We start from the raw sequence: 15,379 nt of genomic DNA on the forward strand, positions 1-15,379 counted from the left end.
TGATCGGCCCGAGGTCTCGCGTTGAAAATGGTTTCGGGTGCATTATGTGCTTGTTGTCTCGATTGCCGCGGAGCCAGAGCCCCGGCCTCGACGACTGTCTTATGACCTCCCCAGGGCAGCGCCGACAGCGGCTGCCGTGCCGAGGCCAATCCATAGCTAAAAGATAAGCGTTCACCGGCCGGAAGCGTCTTCCGGCTGACCACAAGGGAATTTCTCCTATGCGTTACAATCAACTGGGCAATACCGGCCTGTTCGTCTCCGAACTCTGCCTGGGCACGATGACCTTCGGCGAAGCCAATCCCAACACTCCCTGGGGCTCGATCGCCGATGTTGACCAGGCGCTGGCCGACAAGATCGTAGAAGGCTCGCTTGCTGCCGGCGTCAATTTCATCGACACCGCCGACGTCTATTCCTTCGGCAATTCCGAAAAGCTGCTCGGCCAGGCCCTGAAGAACCTCGGCGTTCCCCGTAAGGATGTCGTCATCGCCACCAAGGTCTATGGCGTCATGGGCGACAAGCCGAACGATCGCGGCGCCTCGCGCGGTCATATCATGGACTCCGTGCAGGCCAGCCTGGATCGTCTGCAGACCGATCATATCGATCTCTATCAGATCCATGGAACGGATATCGTGACACCGATCGACGAGACGCTGCGGGCGCTGGATGATCTCGTTTCGCGCGGTCTGGTTCGCTATATCGGCGTTTCCAACTGGCAGGCATGGCGCATCGCCAAGGCGCTCGGTATTTCCGAACGCCGCGGCTTTGCCCGCTTCGAAACGGTGCAGGCCTATTATTCCATCGCAGGCCGCGATCTGGAGCGCGAGATCGTGCCTGTCATGGCTGAGGAAAAGCTGGGGCTGATGGTCTGGTCGCCGCTGGCAGGTGGTCTGCTCTCGGGCAAGTATGGTCCGGGCGCTCCCGGCAATGGCGAGGGACGGCGTGCGAGCTTCGATTTCCCGCCTGTCGACAAGGACCGCGCCTGGGCTTGCGTCGCCGCCATGCGCGAAGTGGCGGAAAAGCACGGCTCCAGTGTCGCCACCGTGGCGCTTGCTTGGATCCTGGCGAAGCCCTTCGTCACCAGCATCATCATCGGCGCCAAGCGTCTCGATCAGCTCGACCAGAATCTTGCCGCCGTCAAGCTGAAGCTCGATGCCGACGACATGGCCAAGCTCGATGACGTCAGCGCGCTAGCGCCCGAATATCCCGGCTGGATGCTGGCTCGCCAGGGCGCCCAGCGCGTGCCGCAGCCCTTCGAGCCGAAGGGTTGATATCAGCTGACATCATAGGTCGGGCCGCCAGCTTTTCGCAGCGGCCCGACTCCACGTTAGAGCTCGATGACGATCTTGCCGAAGGGGCCGCGATCGAGATGATCGAAGGCGGCGGATGCCTCGCCGAGGGCATAGCGATGGTCGATGACGGGCTTCAGGCCGATGCTGTCGACGGCACGCACGAAATCTTCGAGCGAGCGGCGGTGGCCGACGCTGATGCCCTGCACGGTGGGAGATTTCAACAGCAGTGGTGCCACCGGACCGGAGATGTCGAAGCCCTCAAGGACGCCGATGACGGAAATGCGGCCTTGCGGCGCCACCGCCTTCAGCGACTGGGCGAAATTCGGCCCGCCGGCTATTTCGAAAATATGATCGATGCCCCGATCGTTGGTGAGGCGATAGACCTCTTCCACCCAATCGCTTTTGTTGCGGTCGATGCCGTGATGAGCGCCCAAAGCCTTGGCCCGTTCGAGCTTTTCCTCTCCGGAGGAAGTCACGAACACCTCGGCGCCTTGTGCTGCGGCGATTTGCAGCCCGAACAGCGCAACGCCGCCCGTTCCCTGCACCAACACGCTATCGCCGGGCTTGATCTTGCCGCGCTCCACCAGCGCGAACCAGGCCGTGAGACCGGCACAAGGCAAGGTGCTTGCCTCGGCATAATCAAGGCTCTGGGGCGCCGAGACGAGCCAGTCCTCCGGCATGGCGACATATTCGGAGAGCACGCCGGGATAGAAGCCGCCCAGCGTCCTGTAGGGTGGTGTGCGGGCATCGCCGAGCGGCTTGCCATCGATCCAGCCGGGATGGAAGGTCGACATGACCCGATCACCAGCGGCAAATCTGGTGACATCGTCTCCCACCGCTTCGATCACACCGGCCATATCGGAAGCCGGCACGAAGGGAAATTGGATGGGTAGACCCATGCCGGTTTCGCGCACGAGCTTGTCGCGATAATTCAAAGACACGGCCTTCACCCGCACGAGCACCTCGCCAGCCCCAGGCGAGGGAATTGCGGTTTCCGCAAGGTTTAACGGAGCGCCGACGGCGATCGTCTCGAGGGTCCAGCGCTTCATGGTCTTCGTCATCATGATCTCCTGAGAGGAATTGAAAGCAATGGACGGAACATATCGTTGCTTTCTGGTCGCCAGTGGCGATATTATTTCCGCTAACTGGTTCCTTAGAGGAAGCAATCATCATGAACGATATGCTCAATGGCATTCCCGAATTCGTGGAGGCGGTCGAGGCCGGCGGCTTTTCGGCAGCGGCGGCGCGCATGAATCTCTCGCGCTCGGCGATCGGCAAGACGATCGCGAAGCTGGAGGGACGCTTGAATGTGCGCCTGTTTCACCGCACGACCCGCATGCAGAGTCTGACGGATGAGGGGCAAGCTTTCTACGAGCGCTGCCGCCGGGCGCTGGACGAGATACAGTCCGGCGAGGCGATGCTGGAATCGGGCAAGCGCGAGGTTACGGGACGTCTGCGCATCTCCATGCCGGTGCTCTTCGGTCGCCGCTGTGCTGCACCGCTGCTGCTGGAACTGGCGCGTGTCCATCCCAAGCTTGAACTCGACCTTTCCTTCAGTGATCGCGTGGTCGACCTTTTCGACGAGGGCTTCGATCTCGCCATTCGCAATGGCGTGTTGCGGGACGAAGCCGGCCTTGCTGCCCGCAAGATCGCCCTCCATCGCATGACGCTATGCGCCTCGCCGGATTATCTCGCTGCTAGAGGTACGCCGCAGACCATTGCCGATCTCGATAGCCACGATCTCGTCGTCTATGCGAGATCGGGGGAAGCCAAGAGATGGACCTTTCTGCAGGACGACGGTGCGGCCGTCGACTATTTTCCGCAGACGCGATTACGTCTGGATGACCTGGAGGTCATTGCGGATGCGGCCGCCGCCGGGATGGGCATTACGTGGCTGCCCTGCTGGCTGGTACGAGGCTATGTGCACGCAGGCAAGCTCATGCAGGTGCTCAATGTCTCCAGCCGGCCCGTCAACGTCTACGCCGTCTGGCCGCAGGTGCCGCAGCTTTCGCTGAAGATGCGCGTGGTCATCGATCTGCTCGCCGCGCGACTGCCTGCGGTCATGGGTTGAGCTGGTAGCGATACTCCTGTCAAAGAAGTGCGCGCTCCGCAAATACCCGGTTCCAGATGAAGACCTGCACGGATTTGCGTAGGCCTGCCGCCCAGAATGGATCTTCCTTCACCAGACGGTCGACTGTATCGGCGGTCTCAGCTTCGACAAGCCACAGGCCGCCGGCAAAAGCGTCACCCTCGCGGCTGAGCGGTCCGGCCGTTCGGATGGACGCGGCATTCGCCCTTAGGAAGGCGAAGTGGCGCGGCAGATACTCCTTGCGGATCGCGGCCGCGTTTTGCTGGTCGTCCTCGAACAGAACTGCGAACAGGGTCATCGTCATCTCCTTGCTGGATATTTCCAGTCTACGGCTGCAATAGTGCTGATACACGCAGTAAGTTTGCCGTCAGGAGCTGCAAAATTGCACGATATCGACTGGAACGATCTGCGCCACGTTCTGGCGCTTGCGCGGGGTGGGTCCTTCGCTGCTGCCGGCAGGGTGCTTGGCACAGATGCGACGACGGTCGGTCGCCGTCTGCGTATTCTGGAAAACCGCCTCGGCGCGGCGCTGTTCTCGCGCGATGCAGGCGGCACCCTGTCGCCGACGCCGACGGGCGAGATCGCGGTCGCAAAGGCCGAGGCGATCGAGGCCGAAGTCATGGCGCTGTCAGGCGCGCTGGATGCGGCAAATCCCATGGCGCTCGGCAAGGTGCGGCTTACCGCAGCGCCATCCTTCATCAGCCGGTTGTTGATCCCCTCGCTGCCCAGCCTGCTGGCGCAGCATTCCGGGCTGCAATTGGAACTCATCGGCGATTCCAGAAATTTCAACCTGACTCGGCGCGAAGCGGATATGGCTTTGCGCCTCGCAAGGCCGGCCGATATGACGAATGGCAGGGTCGTCGCGAGACGGATCGCGACCCTGGACTATGCCGTTTACGTCGCCGCGGGACGGGAGGGCCACGTCGAAAATTTACCCTGGATCGTCTATGAGGAGGCGATGTCGCATCTGCCGCATGCCCGCTGGATCGCCGCACAGGCAAAAAAGTCAGACCTTTCTAGCCCGGTTGCGGTCAATGATGCCGAAGCCTTGCTCCAGGCTGCGGCTGCAGGATTAGGGCGCGCGCTCCTGCCGAAAATCCTGGCGGAGAATGCGGGAGATCTTTGCCGCGTCGACACTGGTGACACAAATCCGCCGACGCGCGAGATGTGGCTGCTTATCCATGCCGAACTTCGTCAGCTTGTTCGTATCCGTACAGTTTCCGATTGGCTGGATGGAGTCTTCCGCAAATTGCATAGGGAGCCGTGAGAGAGACGGCACGAATGCCGCCTCCCATTTGCCGGATGGTTCACTTGCCGTGCTTCTTTAGCCAGGCTTTCATTTCCTTGATCTCGCTTTCCTGCGCGGTAATGATGCCTTCCGCCATTTTGCGCAGTTCGGGATCTTTTCCGTATTTCAGCTCTATCCTGGCCATATCGATCGCGCCCTGATGATGCGGGATCATGCCTCGGACGAAATCTGCGTCCGCATCGCCGCTGTAGTGGATCATCATGTCCTTGTGCATCTTGCTCATGGCGTCGTTGAAAGCCTTGCTGGAAGCACCTTGGTCTTCCATCGGCTTGCTCATATCCATGCCCTTCATGTCGTCGGCAAAGGCAGGAAGGCTGATGGCAAGGACGAATGCGCCGGCAAGCATCAGCGATTTTGAGGTGGACATAGGTATTTTCTCCGTTTCTGAACGGTATCTGAAATTGAGCGAATAGCCGCTCGTCGATTGAATACAGATGATCGTCAGGCGAGACGGGGAGGGGGTGCTGTCGGTTGTGGCCGGGAGTCGGCAAGACGCTGTCCGGGCTCAGGTGCCGGATAGGAGAAGGCCCGTTTGCCTTCTTCCGCCATAAGCGTCGATGTCAGGGCGAGGCAGGCGGCGCAGGACGCCACATGCGCCATGCCACCTGCACAAGGGTTTTGCGGCTTCTTTTCCTGATGCTGCGCCATATCGCTATGGCTGGCCATGCCAGGCATATCAGCCATGGTCTCATGTATGCTCATGGTTGATGCGGCGGGCATTGCGCCGACAGAATCACAGATTGGACAGCTCGCCAGCACCGGCATGGCACCGTAGAGCAGCCAAGCAATTACCATCGAGAGGATCGCAAGCAAGCGCATGAAGGGGAACCTAGCGGCGCCGGCCGCGAAGGCAAGCGCAAATTCAACCGCGGAGGACAATGGGAAGGCGATCAAGACAGCAGTTTAACGTCCTGCAGGATTTCGACCGGCGGAAAGCTGACGCAATCCACCGCGTCGAAGATGAGCGTGAACTTCGCAGGCGTCGCCTTTGCCCATGCTAGCGCCTCCTCCCTCGCGCTTGTCGGGATCTTCATCGCAACGGTGCAATGCGGCTGCCAGCAATCCGGGCGGGAATGCTCGTCGCACAGGGCAGGGTCGATCTCGTCGTGAATGACGCGCTGTATCTGCCTGAGCACTCGATCGTCGGTAGGGCGTGCCCAAAGCACCAGCATCTCGTTGGAAAAATGGCCGATCCCGGAGAATTCGACCGATATGGGTGGCACACCCGCGAAAGCCTTCTGGGCCGCTGTGAAAAGTGAAGGCAGGGCGATATCCTGATAGACCGCGAAGGTCAGATGCGGCGGATAGTTCAGTGCTTGCATCGATGGCGCGGTTTCGAAGCGGCTTGCCTCCCGCCAAAGATCCAGAACCGGCGTGACCGTTTCATCCGTGCATTTCAAGACGATCGCGTATGGCATGGTTCCTATGCCGCCTTCTCTGGCTTTTGTCGGTTTTGTCGGCCGTTAACTTATAACAATCCTTGCCGCATTCGGCCCAATCCGCTAGTTAACCGCGACTGTTCCCATACCGGATTATCCTAGAGATGAGCGACAAACAAAAGAAACCACAGAAGCTCAAGGCCCGCCTGCCGCGTGGCTTTGTCGATCGTTCGGCCGCCGACATTCGCGCCGTCAACGAGATGACCTCCAAGATCCGGGCCGTTTATGAGCATTATGGTTTCGATCCCATCGAAACGCCGCTGTTCGAATATACCGATGCGCTCGGCAAGTTCCTGCCCGATAGCGACCGGCCGAATGAAGGCGTGTTCTCGCTTCAGGATGACGACGAGCAGTGGATGTCGCTGCGCTATGACCTGACGGCGCCGCTTGCCCGTCACGTCGCCGAGAATTTCAACGAGATCCAGCTTCCCTATCGCACCTATCGCGCCGGCTACGTCTTCCGCAACGAGAAGCCGGGTCCGGGCCGCTTCCGCCAGTTCATGCAGTTCGATGCCGATACTGTCGGCGCGCCGGGCGTGCAGGCGGATGCCGAGATGTGCATGATGATGGCTGACACGCTGGAGGCCTTGGGCATAAAGCGTGGCGACTATGTGATCCGCGTCAACAACCGCAAGGTTCTCGACGGCGTGTTGGAAGCCATCGGCCTCGGCGGCGATGACAAGGCTGCCCAACGCCTGAACGTGCTGCGCGCCATCGACAAGCTCGACAAGTTCGGCCCCGAAGGCGTGGCGCTGCTGCTTGGTCCCGGCCGCAAGGATGAGTCCGGCGACTTCACCAAGGGTGCCGGCCTCGACCAAGGCCAGATCGAGAAGGTGCTCTTCTTCGTCGGCATCAAGGACTATGCCGAAAGTGCCGCCCAGCTTGCCGAGCTTGTCGCCGGCACATCCAAAGGCGGCGAAGGCGTCGAGGAACTGAATTTCATCGGCAGCCTCGTCACCAGCGCCGGCTATCAGTCGGATCGTATCAAGATCGATCCCTCCGTCGTGCGCGGCCTCGAATACTACACCGGCCCGGTCTATGAGGCCGAGCTGCTGTTCGACGTCACCAACGAGAAGGGCGAGAAGGTCGTCTTCGGTTCGGTCGGTGGCGGCGGCCGTTATGACGGGCTCGTCTCGCGCTTCATGGGTCAGCCGGTGCCTGCCACCGGCTTTTCCATCGGCGTGTCGCGCCTGATGACGGCGCTGAAGAACCTCGGCAAGCTCGGCACGGACGAAGTGATCGAGCCCGTGCTGGTCACAGTCATGGATGGCGACGTCGATGCTATGGGCCGCTACCAGCGCCTCACGCAACAGCTGCGCGCCGCCGGCATCCGCGCCGAGATGTTCCAGGGTAACTGGAAGAAGTTCGGCAATCAGCTGAAATATGCCGACCGCCGCGGCTGCCCGATCGCCATCATCCAGGGCGGCGACGAGCGTGCCCAGGGCGTCGTCCAGATCAAAGATCTGATCGAGGGCAAGCGGCTTTCCGGCGAGATCGAGGACAATGCCAGCTGGCGTGAGGCTCGCGTGGCGCAGGAAACTGCGCCGGAGGACGAACTGGTCGAGAAGGTCAAGGCTATCTTGGCGGCGCAGGCAGAAGACCGGAAGAGGGCGGGCTGATGCCCCTGATTAACCTCCCGAATTTTGCCGGCGATCTGCTGGACGAATTCTCCGTTCGCGGAACGGAGAGGGTGGATACGCCCATCATCCAGCCGGCCGAACCGTTTCTCGATATGGCCGGCGAAGATCTTCGCCGGCGCATCTTCATGACCGAAAGCGACACCGGCGCCAGCCTTTGCCTGCGTCCGGAGTTCACCATTCCGGTCTGTCTGCAGCATATCGAAACCGCCACCGGCACGCCGAAGCGTTATTCCTATCTCGGCGAAATCTTTCGCCAACGCCGCGAAGGCGGTCATGAGTTCTATCAGGCCGGCATCGAAGATCTCGGCGATGGCGACACGGCCGGCGCTGACGCTCGCGCCATCGGCGATGCCATCGGTATCCTGAGCCGGCTAGTGCCCGGTAAGGCACTTTCGGTGACCTTGGGTGATCAGGCCGTATTCGAGGCGGTGGTGCAGGCGCTCGGCCTGCCGTCGGGCTGGCAGAAGCGGCTGATTCATGCCTTCGGCAACATGATGCAGCTCGAAACACTGCTCGCACGGCTCGCAAGCCCGCAGCCGGTTACCGGGCTCAATGCGCACGTACTCGATTTCCTCAATCGCGGCGATGAGCAGGGGCTGATCAAGCACATCGACGCCACTATGCATGCGACCGGCTATTCCACCAATGCCAGCCGTTCGCCGCAGGAGATCGCCCGGCGCCTTCGCGAGAAGCTGGTCCTGTCCGAAACGCGGCTCGACGATGCGGCCTTCCGCGTGCTGGAGGAGTTTTTGTCCTTGAGCGTGCCGCTGGCAGATGCTTCCGCGGCGCTGGCAGGTTTTGCCGACGCTGCAGGGCTGAAGCTCGGGAGCGCATTGAAGAGCTTCGATGCCCGCGTGGCGGCGCTGGCCAAAGCCGGCGTCGACGCTTCGAAGATTGATTATCGCGCCGCCTTCGGTCGTCCGCTTGATTACTACACCGATCTCGTCTTCGAAGTAACGGTGGAGGGATCGAGCGCGGTGCTCGCCGGTGGCGGTCGCTTCGATCGGCTGATGACCCTGCTCGGGGCCAAGAATCATATCCCGGCCGTCGGCTTCGCGCTCTGGCTCGACCGTATCGAAACCGCGAGGGCAGCCTGATGACAATCACGATAGCGCTTCCCTCCAAGGGCCGGATGAAGGACGATTGCGCCGCGATCTTCGAGCGTGCCGGCATGCCGATCGTCGCCGTCGGTAACGATCGCTCCTATCGCGGCCGTGTCGAAGGTTGGGACGGAGTCGAGATCGCCTTCCTGTCAGCCTCGGAAATCTCGCGAGAGATCGGCAATGGCAGCGTCGATTTCGGCATTACCGGCGAAGACCTCGTGCGTGAGGGCATGGCGGAAGTCGATCGCCGGGTCGAATTCTGCGCAAGGTTCGGTTTCGGTCACGCCGATGTCGTCGTCGCGGTGCCGGAAATCTGGCTCGACGTCGATACCATGGCCGATCTCGGCGATGTCGCCGCCGATTTCCGCGCCCGTCATGGCCACCGGCTGACGGTCGCCACCAAATATTGGCGGCTGACGCAGCAGTTCTTCTCCAGCCAGCACGGCATCCAGCTCTACCGTATCGTCGAAAGTCTGGGTGCGACGGAGGGGGCACCCGCTGCCGGCTCGGCCGATATCATCGTCGACATCACCTCCACCGGTTCGACTCTGAGAGCGAACCATCTGAAGGTCCTGTCTGATGGCATCATCCTGCGCTCGCAGGCTTGTCTGGTGCGGGCACGCAAGGAAGGCCACGAGGGTGATCCGATGGTTCAGCGCATCATCTCGGCCGTTCGCAGCGCACTCTGATTTTTCAGTTTCCTGTTCATGCAAAAAAAAGCCCGCCGGAATTCCGGCGGGCTTTTTGTCTTGGGAGACAGGCAGCGCTTAGGCGGCGGCGTAGGCGCCGCGGCGTGCGTCGAGCGAGTAGACGCCTGCACCATTGGTGGCGAGCATGATGTAAGCGCCGGCCAGCGTGACGTTCTTCAGGAAGTTCACGAAGTTCAGGCCGTTGATCCAACCATTGGCGGCCGCCGGGAAGTCCGGAACATTGACCGTCGGCAGGTGGAAGACGATGCCGGTGAAGACACAGAAGAGGGCGAGCAGCCAGCCGACGATGCGGACCTGGAAGCCGATGAGGACGCAGACGCCGGTGACGAATTCAAACGTGCCGGCAAGATAGGTGAGCAGCGTTGCGGCCGGCATACCGGCTCCGGCAATCATGCCCGCAGTACCGGCCGGATCGGTCAGCTTGCCGAAACCGGCAAAGATGAACATGAAGGCGAGCAGGATGCGCGCCACAAGAATGATGATGTTGTTGCTATTGGACATGAGGGGTCTCCAGTAAATAGGATCACGTGGCAGTTATTCTCTGGAAATGGATATTCGTGATTTTTGAGGAGTTGGAAAGATAAACAACTGCGCACAATTAGTTCACAATCATTGAACAATGATCCGCCGAGATAGCTCTTCCCATACAAGCCCCATCGGCTATTGTGGCGGCAAATCAGTTGCCAAATCAGAGCCTTCAGGAGTAAGCCCATGGCCGATCTTTCATCCTTTCCGATCACGAAGCGCTGGCCCGCTAGCAATCCGGATATTATCCAGCTCTATTCGCTGCCGACACCGAACGGCGTAAAGGTCTCTATTGCGCTGGAGGAGCTTGGCCTGCCCTATGAGCCGCATCTGATTTCCTTCGGCACCAATGATCAGAAATCACCGGAATTCGTTTCGCTGAACCCGAATGGCCGCATTCCGGCAATCATCGATCCCAATGGCCCCGACGGTAAACCGATCGGCCTGTTCGAATCCGGCGCGATCCTGGTCTATCTGGCGGAAAAGACCGGCAAGCTCATTCCGAGCGATGCTGCCAGGCGCTACGAGACCCTCGAATGGGTCTTCTTCCAGATGGCAGGCGTCGGTCCCATGTTCGGCCAGTTCGGTCATTTCTTCAAATTCGCCGCCGAGAAGGTCGCCAATAACTCCTATCCGGTCGAGCGTTATCGCGATGAGGCCAAGCGCCTCCTCGGCGTGTTGGAGAGCCGCCTGCAAGGACGCGAATGGATCATGGACGATGAATACACCATCGCCGACATCACCACCTTTCCCTGGGTTCGCGGCGTCGACGTTTTCTATGGCGGCCGCGAGGTGCTGGAGTTCGAAAGCTTCCCCTCCGTCATGGCCTGGCTGGATCGCGCTCTGGCACGTCCGGCAAGCCAGCGCGGCCTCAGCATTCCCAAGCGGGATTGATCAGCTTGAACTCGGTAGCTGGTCGGGCGAACTTGGCCGACCATGGCCGATAGTGATTTACTGCCGGGTGGCGAGTTGGCTGCCCGGCTCCAGCTTGAAGCGCGGAAACAGAAAAACGCCGACCATGCTGCCGGCATGCTGCTTATCCGCGGCAACGGACTCACCGACACAGAAGACCGGCCGGCGATGACCACCTGCGCCGAGCGTGGTCGTCGAATAGCAGAAGCAGGAATTGGCCGTAGCCGCCTGCTCGAAAAGATCGAGGATACGGGCCCGATCCTGCAGATCATAGCAATGCATGAGGCTTAGCAGGCCGCATTCTGAAGAACTCAGCCCATGCAGCATTGTGCCCCACTGCCCAAGTTTGATGATGCCGCTTGAAAGATCGCCCGTCCATCCCTCGGAAACACAGAACTGAGCCAGAAGATCGGGGTAATGGCCCTCGAACTCCAATGAGCCCGGCGCAAACGGTGCGGAAAAATCGGCCTTGGCAATCTTGAACAAGATGATCCCCATTTGAGCGCCAGGTCCCCCCTTGCGCTTTATTCAAATTTCCCTGCGTCTTCCGGATTGAATGTCTTCCCGCATGCCGCATCAAAAGCAGAGCATTCGGCTCTGCTGCTTCCATTTTCCGTCATGCTTGGTCCGACTTGGCGATCCAATCTATGAAGTCATTTCAAGTAAAAAATCCGCGCGCCCCTCAATCCTTAAGATCATAGCCACGTGCAGACGCCGATTAATCGTGCCGAATATAAGTAAAATTTGCGTGCATTGCAGCTAACCCTCTAAAATCGCTGCGCCGCGATTTATAAGAGCTTTTTCGAAAACGACAATGGGGCAATTTGCGTAAATTTGCGCTGCCGCAAAACTTGGCGGCTTTGGGCTGAAGTCGTAAGGCCTAAAACGAAAAGGGCGACCCGAGGGCCGCCCTTCGTCAATTCCGGAATGCCGGATTGAACAATCGTAATAAGGCCGTTGGCCTATCACATCATGTCCATGCCGCCACTTCAGGCCGCTTTGCGGCCTGAAGCACTAAAAGTGCATGGGCGAAGCTTTATGGACATTCCTGTGATGAGGCCGTTGGCCTATCACATCATGTCCATGCCGCCCATGCCGCCCATACCGCCCGGCATGCCGCCAGGAGCATCCTTCTTCGGCAGCTCGGCGATCATGGCTTCGGTGGTGATCAGCAGCGAAGCAACCGAAGCTGCGTTCTGCAGAGCCGTACGAACAACCTTGACCGGGTCGACGATGCCCATGGCGATCATGTCGCCATATTCAGACGTCTGGGCGTTGTAGCCGTAGTTGTCTTCGTTCTTGTCGAGAACCTTGCCGACAACGATCGAAGCTTCGTCACCAGCGTTTTCTGCGATCTGGCGAACGAGCGACTGCAGGGCACGGCGAACGATGTTGACGCCGGCTTCCTGATCCTGGTTTTCACCCTTGACAGTGATCTTCGTGGAAGAACGCAGGAGGGCGATACCGCCGCCCGGTACGATACCTTCCTGAACAGCAGCGCGCGTCGCGTTGAGAGCGTCGTCGATGCGGTCCTTCTTTTCCTTCACTTCGACTTCCGTCGAGCCGCCAACGCGGATCACGGCAACGCCGCCAGCGAGCTTGGCAAGACGTTCCTGCAGCTTCTCGCGGTCGTAGTCGGAGGTGGTCTCTTCGATCTGAGCCTTGATCTGGGCAACGCGGCCCTCGATGTCGGACTTGGCGCCAGCGCCGTCGACGATCGTGGTGTTTTCCTTGGAGATCGAAACCTTCTTGGAACGGCCGAGCATGTCGAGGGTGACGGACTCAAGCTTGATGCCGAGGTCTTCGGAGATGACAGTGCCGCCCGTCAGGATGGCGATGTCTTCCAGCATGGCCTTGCGGCGATCACCGAAGCCCGGAGCCTTGACGGCAGCGATCTTCAGGCCGCCGCGCAGCTTGTTGACGACGAGGGTCGCAAGAGCTTCGCCTTCGACGTCTTCAGCGATGATGAGGAGCGGCTTGCCGGTCTGAACGACGGCTTCGAGAACCGGAAGCATGGCCTGCAGGTTCGAGAGCTTCTTCTCATGCAGGAGGATGAACGCGTCTTCGAGGTCGGCGATCATCTTTTCCGGGTTGGTCACGAAGTAGGGGCTGAGGTAGCCGCGGTCGAACTGCATGCCTTCGACGACTTCGAGTTCGGTTTCGGCGGTCTTGGCTTCTTCAACCGTGATGACGCCTTCATTGCCGACCTTCTGCATGGCTTCAGCAATATCGAGACCGATCTGCTTTTCGCCGTTTGCGGAGATCGTGCCGACCTGGGCAACTTCTTCCGAGGTGTTGATCTTCTTGGCCTTGGCCTGGAGATCCTTGACGACTTCTGCAACAGCGAGGTCGATACCGCGCTTCAGATCCATCGGGTTCATGCCGGCTGCAACAGCCTTGGCACCTTCGCGAACGATCGCCTGGGCAAGAACGGTTGCGGTGGTGGTGCCGTCACCGGCGACGTCGTTGGTCTTCGAAGCAACTTCGCGGACCATCTGGGCGCCCATGTTTTCGAACTTGTCTTCGAGTTCGATTTCCTTGGCGACGGAGACGCCGTCCTTGGTGATGCGCGGAGCGCCGAAGGACTTGTCGATGACGACGTTACGACCCTTCGGGCCGAGCGTGACCTTCACTGCGTCAGCGAGGATGTCGACGCCACGAAGCATCTTTTCGCGGGCGCTGCGGCCGAATTTTACTTCTTTAGCTGCCATGTTTGAAACTCCTGAATTCGCGTTTTCCGGGCTTTAAGACCCGTCAGCTTTATCGGAAAAGGGAACCGGCCAATTAGCCGATGATGCCCATGATGTCGGCTTCCTTCATGATCAGAAGGTCTTCGCCGTTGAGCTTGACTTCAGTGCCCGACCACTTGCCGAACAGAACGCGATCGCCAACCTTGACGTCGAGTGCTACGACCTTGCCGGCCTCATCACGAGCGCCGGAACCGACGGCGACGATTTCGCCTTCCTGCGGCTTTTCCTTGGCGGTGTCGGGAATGATGATCCCACCCTTGGTCTTTTCTTCCGACTCGACGCGACGAACGACGACGCGGTCATGAAGGGGGCGGAAATTGGTGCTTGCCATTGTCTAATCCCTCGATCAAATGACATTCACGGATCAGCGGGGATCCGTATGGATTTTGTTAGCACTCATCCTCAGAGAGTGCTAGCGACCGTGATTTAGGGGTGGCTTCCGGACGAGTCAAGGACAGCACTGTGAATTTTTTGCGGCGCGCCTCGGCTTGTTTTGAGGATGATTAACGCCCATGGCGAAGCCGCGTAGCATGTAGTTGCAAAGGTTCTCTCATTTTGCCCTCGTGAAGACAGGGTCAGGTCAAGCCTTTTCCAGAGCGTCATCCCGTTGCTTCCGCTGCGCAATCTTGCCGCTCGCCGACCTTGCCCACGCCTGCTGCTCAGGCCTTGTGCGACGCAAAAACCTTGCATGGCGCTCTTGTAATTTGCCGGCCGGTTTGCGATGTCAGCCCGTGATTTATTTGATGCGAGGACGGCATGGGCAAACGGATCGAGAGCTTTCGCGACATCGGCGGACTTTATGATGTTGCGCTCTGCGATGTCTGGGGCGTGCTCCATAACGGCGTCACGGCCTACAAGGAAGCCTCCATCGCGCTCGAAGCCGCCCGCGACGAAGGCCTTGCGGTCGTCCTCATCACCAACTCTCCGCGCGTTGCTCTGAAGGTCGTCGAGCAGCTGCGTGCGATCGGTGTTCCCGACAGCGTCTACGATCGCATCATCACCTCGGGCGATGTCACCCGCAAGCTGATTGCCGAGGGACCGAAGAAGGTGTTTCTGCTCGGTCCGGAGCGCGACATTGGTATCCTCGAAGGTCTTGACGTTCAGCGGGTCGATGCCGGCGAAGCGGAAAGCATCGTCTGCACCGGCTTCTTCGATGACGAGACCGAAACGCCTGACGATTATACCGAGATGCTGACGGCCTGGGCGGCCCGCCACGTACCGCTGATCTGTGCCAACCCGGATCTGGTGGTCGAGCGCGGCCATCGCATGATCCCCTGCGCCGGCGCCATGGCCGCCTATTACGAGCGGCTCGGCGGCCAGACGCGCATCGCCGGCAAGCCGCACCAGCCGATCTACGATGCAGCGATCGCGGCCGCCCGCGAGGTCAAGAGCGAATTTCCGCTGTCGCGCGTGGTGGCAATCGGTGATGGCATGCCGACCGACGTGCGCGGCGCACTCGATTACGGCCTCGATCTTCTTTATATCAGCCATGGCATCCACGCCCGCGAATATGTCGTCGAGGGGCATACGGATGAGGCCGCTCTCGGCGCCTTCCTGGCGCGCGAACAGGCCTCGCCGAAGTGGTGGATGCCGCGCCTTGTCTGAGGAGGGTG

The 15,379-nt window shown here is 60.0% G+C and carries 17 protein-coding genes; 8 read left to right on the top strand and 9 right to left on the bottom strand.

The genetic code is table 11. The features are described 5' to 3' along the window. Window positions 1–218: 218 nt before the first annotated feature. Window positions 219–1,268, top strand: a complete 1,050-nt coding sequence (locus tag FHT85_RS09065) for an aldo/keto reductase (RefSeq protein WP_112409945.1) — start codon at window positions 219–221, stop codon at window positions 1,266–1,268. 56 nt (window positions 1,269–1,324) lie between these two features. Here the strand turns inward: FHT85_RS09065 and FHT85_RS09070 are convergent, their stop codons facing one another. Further along, window positions 1,325–2,350, bottom strand: coding sequence for a zinc-dependent alcohol dehydrogenase family protein (locus FHT85_RS09070; RefSeq protein WP_112409946.1), 1,026 nt, complete (start codon window positions 2,348–2,350; stop codon window positions 1,325–1,327). Between the two features lie 110 nt (window positions 2,351–2,460). Here FHT85_RS09070 and FHT85_RS09075 point away from each other — a divergent pair, with 110 nt between their 5' ends. Next, a complete protein-coding gene (locus tag FHT85_RS09075; protein ID WP_112398751.1) occupies window positions 2,461–3,360 on the top strand; it encodes a LysR family transcriptional regulator in 900 nt (299 codons plus the stop codon). 19 nt (window positions 3,361–3,379) lie between these two features. Here the strand turns inward: FHT85_RS09075 and FHT85_RS09080 are convergent, their stop codons facing one another. Next, complete coding sequence (locus FHT85_RS09080) at window positions 3,380–3,676, bottom strand: YciI family protein (RefSeq protein ID WP_112335387.1); 297 nt, start codon at window positions 3,674–3,676, stop codon at window positions 3,380–3,382. 84 nt (window positions 3,677–3,760) lie between these two features. On the opposite strand from FHT85_RS09080, the gene FHT85_RS09085 reads away from it, so the two are divergent. Next, a complete protein-coding gene (locus FHT85_RS09085) occupies window positions 3,761–4,645 on the top strand; it encodes a LysR family transcriptional regulator (RefSeq protein WP_246779935.1) in 885 nt (294 codons plus the stop codon). Between the two features lie 40 nt (window positions 4,646–4,685). On the opposite strand, the gene FHT85_RS09090 is transcribed toward FHT85_RS09085, so the two are convergent. The 3 genes from FHT85_RS09090 to FHT85_RS09100 all read right to left on the bottom strand — a co-directional run bounded on the left by FHT85_RS09090 (window position 4,686) and on the right by FHT85_RS09100 (window position 6,105). Further along, window positions 4,686–5,033 carry a DUF305 domain-containing protein gene (locus FHT85_RS09090; RefSeq protein ID WP_409527327.1) on the bottom strand — a complete coding sequence of 116 codons (348 nt, stop codon included), beginning with the start codon at window positions 5,031–5,033 and terminating at the stop codon, window positions 4,686–4,688. Window positions 5,034–5,128: 95 nt separating this feature from the next. Further along, window positions 5,129–5,371, bottom strand: a complete 243-nt coding sequence (locus tag FHT85_RS30510; protein ID WP_246779936.1) for a hypothetical protein — start codon at window positions 5,369–5,371, stop codon at window positions 5,129–5,131. 206 nt (window positions 5,372–5,577) lie between these two features. Further along, complete coding sequence (locus FHT85_RS09100) at window positions 5,578–6,105, bottom strand: 2'-5' RNA ligase family protein (protein WP_112409948.1); 528 nt, start codon at window positions 6,103–6,105, stop codon at window positions 5,578–5,580. Window positions 6,106–6,230: 125 nt separating this feature from the next. On the opposite strand from FHT85_RS09100, the gene hisS reads away from it, so the two are divergent. Genes hisS through hisG form a run of 3 tightly spaced genes read left to right on the top strand, consistent with a single transcriptional unit; the run spans window position 6,231 to window position 9,558 of the window. After that, window positions 6,231–7,745, top strand: coding sequence for a histidine--tRNA ligase (hisS, locus tag FHT85_RS09105; protein ID WP_112409949.1), 1,515 nt, complete (start codon window positions 6,231–6,233; stop codon window positions 7,743–7,745). Further along, window positions 7,745–8,863 (top strand): ATP phosphoribosyltransferase regulatory subunit, encoded by a 1,119-nt coding sequence (locus tag FHT85_RS09110; RefSeq protein ID WP_112409950.1) that lies wholly within the window; start codon window positions 7,745–7,747, stop codon window positions 8,861–8,863. The genes hisS and FHT85_RS09110 overlap by 1 nt, the downstream gene beginning before the upstream one ends. Further along, window positions 8,863–9,558: an ATP phosphoribosyltransferase gene (hisG, locus tag FHT85_RS09115; protein ID WP_112409951.1), complete on the top strand. Its 696-nt coding sequence runs from the start codon at window positions 8,863–8,865 to the stop codon at window positions 9,556–9,558. The genes FHT85_RS09110 and hisG overlap by 1 nt, the downstream gene beginning before the upstream one ends. Before the next feature lie 78 nt (window positions 9,559–9,636). On the opposite strand, the gene FHT85_RS09120 is transcribed toward hisG, so the two are convergent. Continuing rightward, window positions 9,637–10,080, bottom strand: coding sequence for a DoxX family protein (locus tag FHT85_RS09120; RefSeq protein ID WP_112409952.1), 444 nt, complete (start codon window positions 10,078–10,080; stop codon window positions 9,637–9,639). A gap of 210 nt (window positions 10,081–10,290) precedes the next feature. Here FHT85_RS09120 and FHT85_RS09125 point away from each other — a divergent pair, with 210 nt between their 5' ends. After that, window positions 10,291–10,998 carry a glutathione binding-like protein gene (locus FHT85_RS09125; RefSeq protein WP_112335394.1) on the top strand — a complete coding sequence of 236 codons (708 nt, stop codon included), beginning with the start codon at window positions 10,291–10,293 and terminating at the stop codon, window positions 10,996–10,998. A gap of 57 nt (window positions 10,999–11,055) precedes the next feature. On the opposite strand, the gene FHT85_RS09130 is transcribed toward FHT85_RS09125, so the two are convergent. From FHT85_RS09130 to groES, 3 genes are all read right to left on the bottom strand, one after another. Continuing rightward, window positions 11,056–11,514 (bottom strand): hypothetical protein, encoded by a 459-nt coding sequence (locus FHT85_RS09130; protein ID WP_112335395.1) that lies wholly within the window; start codon window positions 11,512–11,514, stop codon window positions 11,056–11,058. Window positions 11,515–12,086: 572 nt separating this feature from the next. Further along, entirely contained in the window at window positions 12,087–13,727 is a 1,641-nt protein-coding gene (gene groL / locus FHT85_RS09135) for a chaperonin GroEL (RefSeq protein WP_112335396.1), read from the bottom strand. 73 nt (window positions 13,728–13,800) lie between these two features. Then, window positions 13,801–14,097, bottom strand: a complete 297-nt coding sequence (groES, locus tag FHT85_RS09140) for a co-chaperone GroES (RefSeq protein ID WP_015338933.1) — start codon at window positions 14,095–14,097, stop codon at window positions 13,801–13,803. Between the two features lie 425 nt (window positions 14,098–14,522). On the opposite strand from groES, the gene FHT85_RS09145 reads away from it, so the two are divergent. Further along, window positions 14,523–15,371 (top strand): TIGR01459 family HAD-type hydrolase, encoded by an 849-nt coding sequence (locus FHT85_RS09145; RefSeq protein ID WP_112409953.1) that lies wholly within the window; start codon window positions 14,523–14,525, stop codon window positions 15,369–15,371. Window positions 15,372–15,379: the final 8 nt, after the last annotated feature.

Source organism: Rhizobium sp. BK312 (genome assembly GCF_014193605.1).
Classification (GTDB): domain Bacteria; phylum Pseudomonadota; class Alphaproteobacteria; order Rhizobiales; family Rhizobiaceae; genus Rhizobium.

Coding starts and splice junctions, on each gene's coding strand:
- FHT85_RS09065 (WP_112409945.1), top strand. CDS start 219: ATGCGTTACAATCAACTGGGCAATACCGGCCTGTTCGTCTCCGAACTC.
- FHT85_RS09070 (WP_112409946.1), bottom strand. CDS start 2,350: ATGACGAAGACCATGAAGCGCTGGACCCTCGAGACGATCGCCGTCGGC.
- FHT85_RS09075 (WP_112398751.1), top strand. CDS start 2,461: ATGAACGATATGCTCAATGGCATTCCCGAATTCGTGGAGGCGGTCGAG.
- FHT85_RS09080 (WP_112335387.1), bottom strand. CDS start 3,676: ATGACCCTGTTCGCAGTTCTGTTCGAGGACGACCAGCAAAACGCGGCC.
- FHT85_RS09090 (WP_409527327.1), bottom strand. CDS start 5,033: ATGCTTGCCGGCGCATTCGTCCTTGCCATCAGCCTTCCTGCCTTTGCC.
- FHT85_RS30510 (WP_246779936.1), bottom strand. CDS start 5,371: ATGGCTGATATGCCTGGCATGGCCAGCCATAGCGATATGGCGCAGCAT.
- FHT85_RS09100 (WP_112409948.1), bottom strand. CDS start 6,105: ATGCCATACGCGATCGTCTTGAAATGCACGGATGAAACGGTCACGCCG.
- hisS (WP_112409949.1), top strand. CDS start 6,231: ATGAGCGACAAACAAAAGAAACCACAGAAGCTCAAGGCCCGCCTGCCG.
- FHT85_RS09110 (WP_112409950.1), top strand. CDS start 7,745: ATGCCCCTGATTAACCTCCCGAATTTTGCCGGCGATCTGCTGGACGAA.
- hisG (WP_112409951.1), top strand. CDS start 8,863: ATGACAATCACGATAGCGCTTCCCTCCAAGGGCCGGATGAAGGACGAT.
- FHT85_RS09120 (WP_112409952.1), bottom strand. CDS start 10,080: ATGTCCAATAGCAACAACATCATCATTCTTGTGGCGCGCATCCTGCTC.
- FHT85_RS09125 (WP_112335394.1), top strand. CDS start 10,291: ATGGCCGATCTTTCATCCTTTCCGATCACGAAGCGCTGGCCCGCTAGC.
- FHT85_RS09130 (WP_112335395.1), bottom strand. CDS start 11,514: ATGGGGATCATCTTGTTCAAGATTGCCAAGGCCGATTTTTCCGCACCG.
- groL (WP_112335396.1), bottom strand. CDS start 13,727: ATGGCAGCTAAAGAAGTAAAATTCGGCCGCAGCGCCCGCGAAAAGATG.
- groES (WP_015338933.1), bottom strand. CDS start 14,097: ATGGCAAGCACCAATTTCCGCCCCCTTCATGACCGCGTCGTCGTTCGT.
- FHT85_RS09145 (WP_112409953.1), top strand. CDS start 14,523: ATGGGCAAACGGATCGAGAGCTTTCGCGACATCGGCGGACTTTATGAT.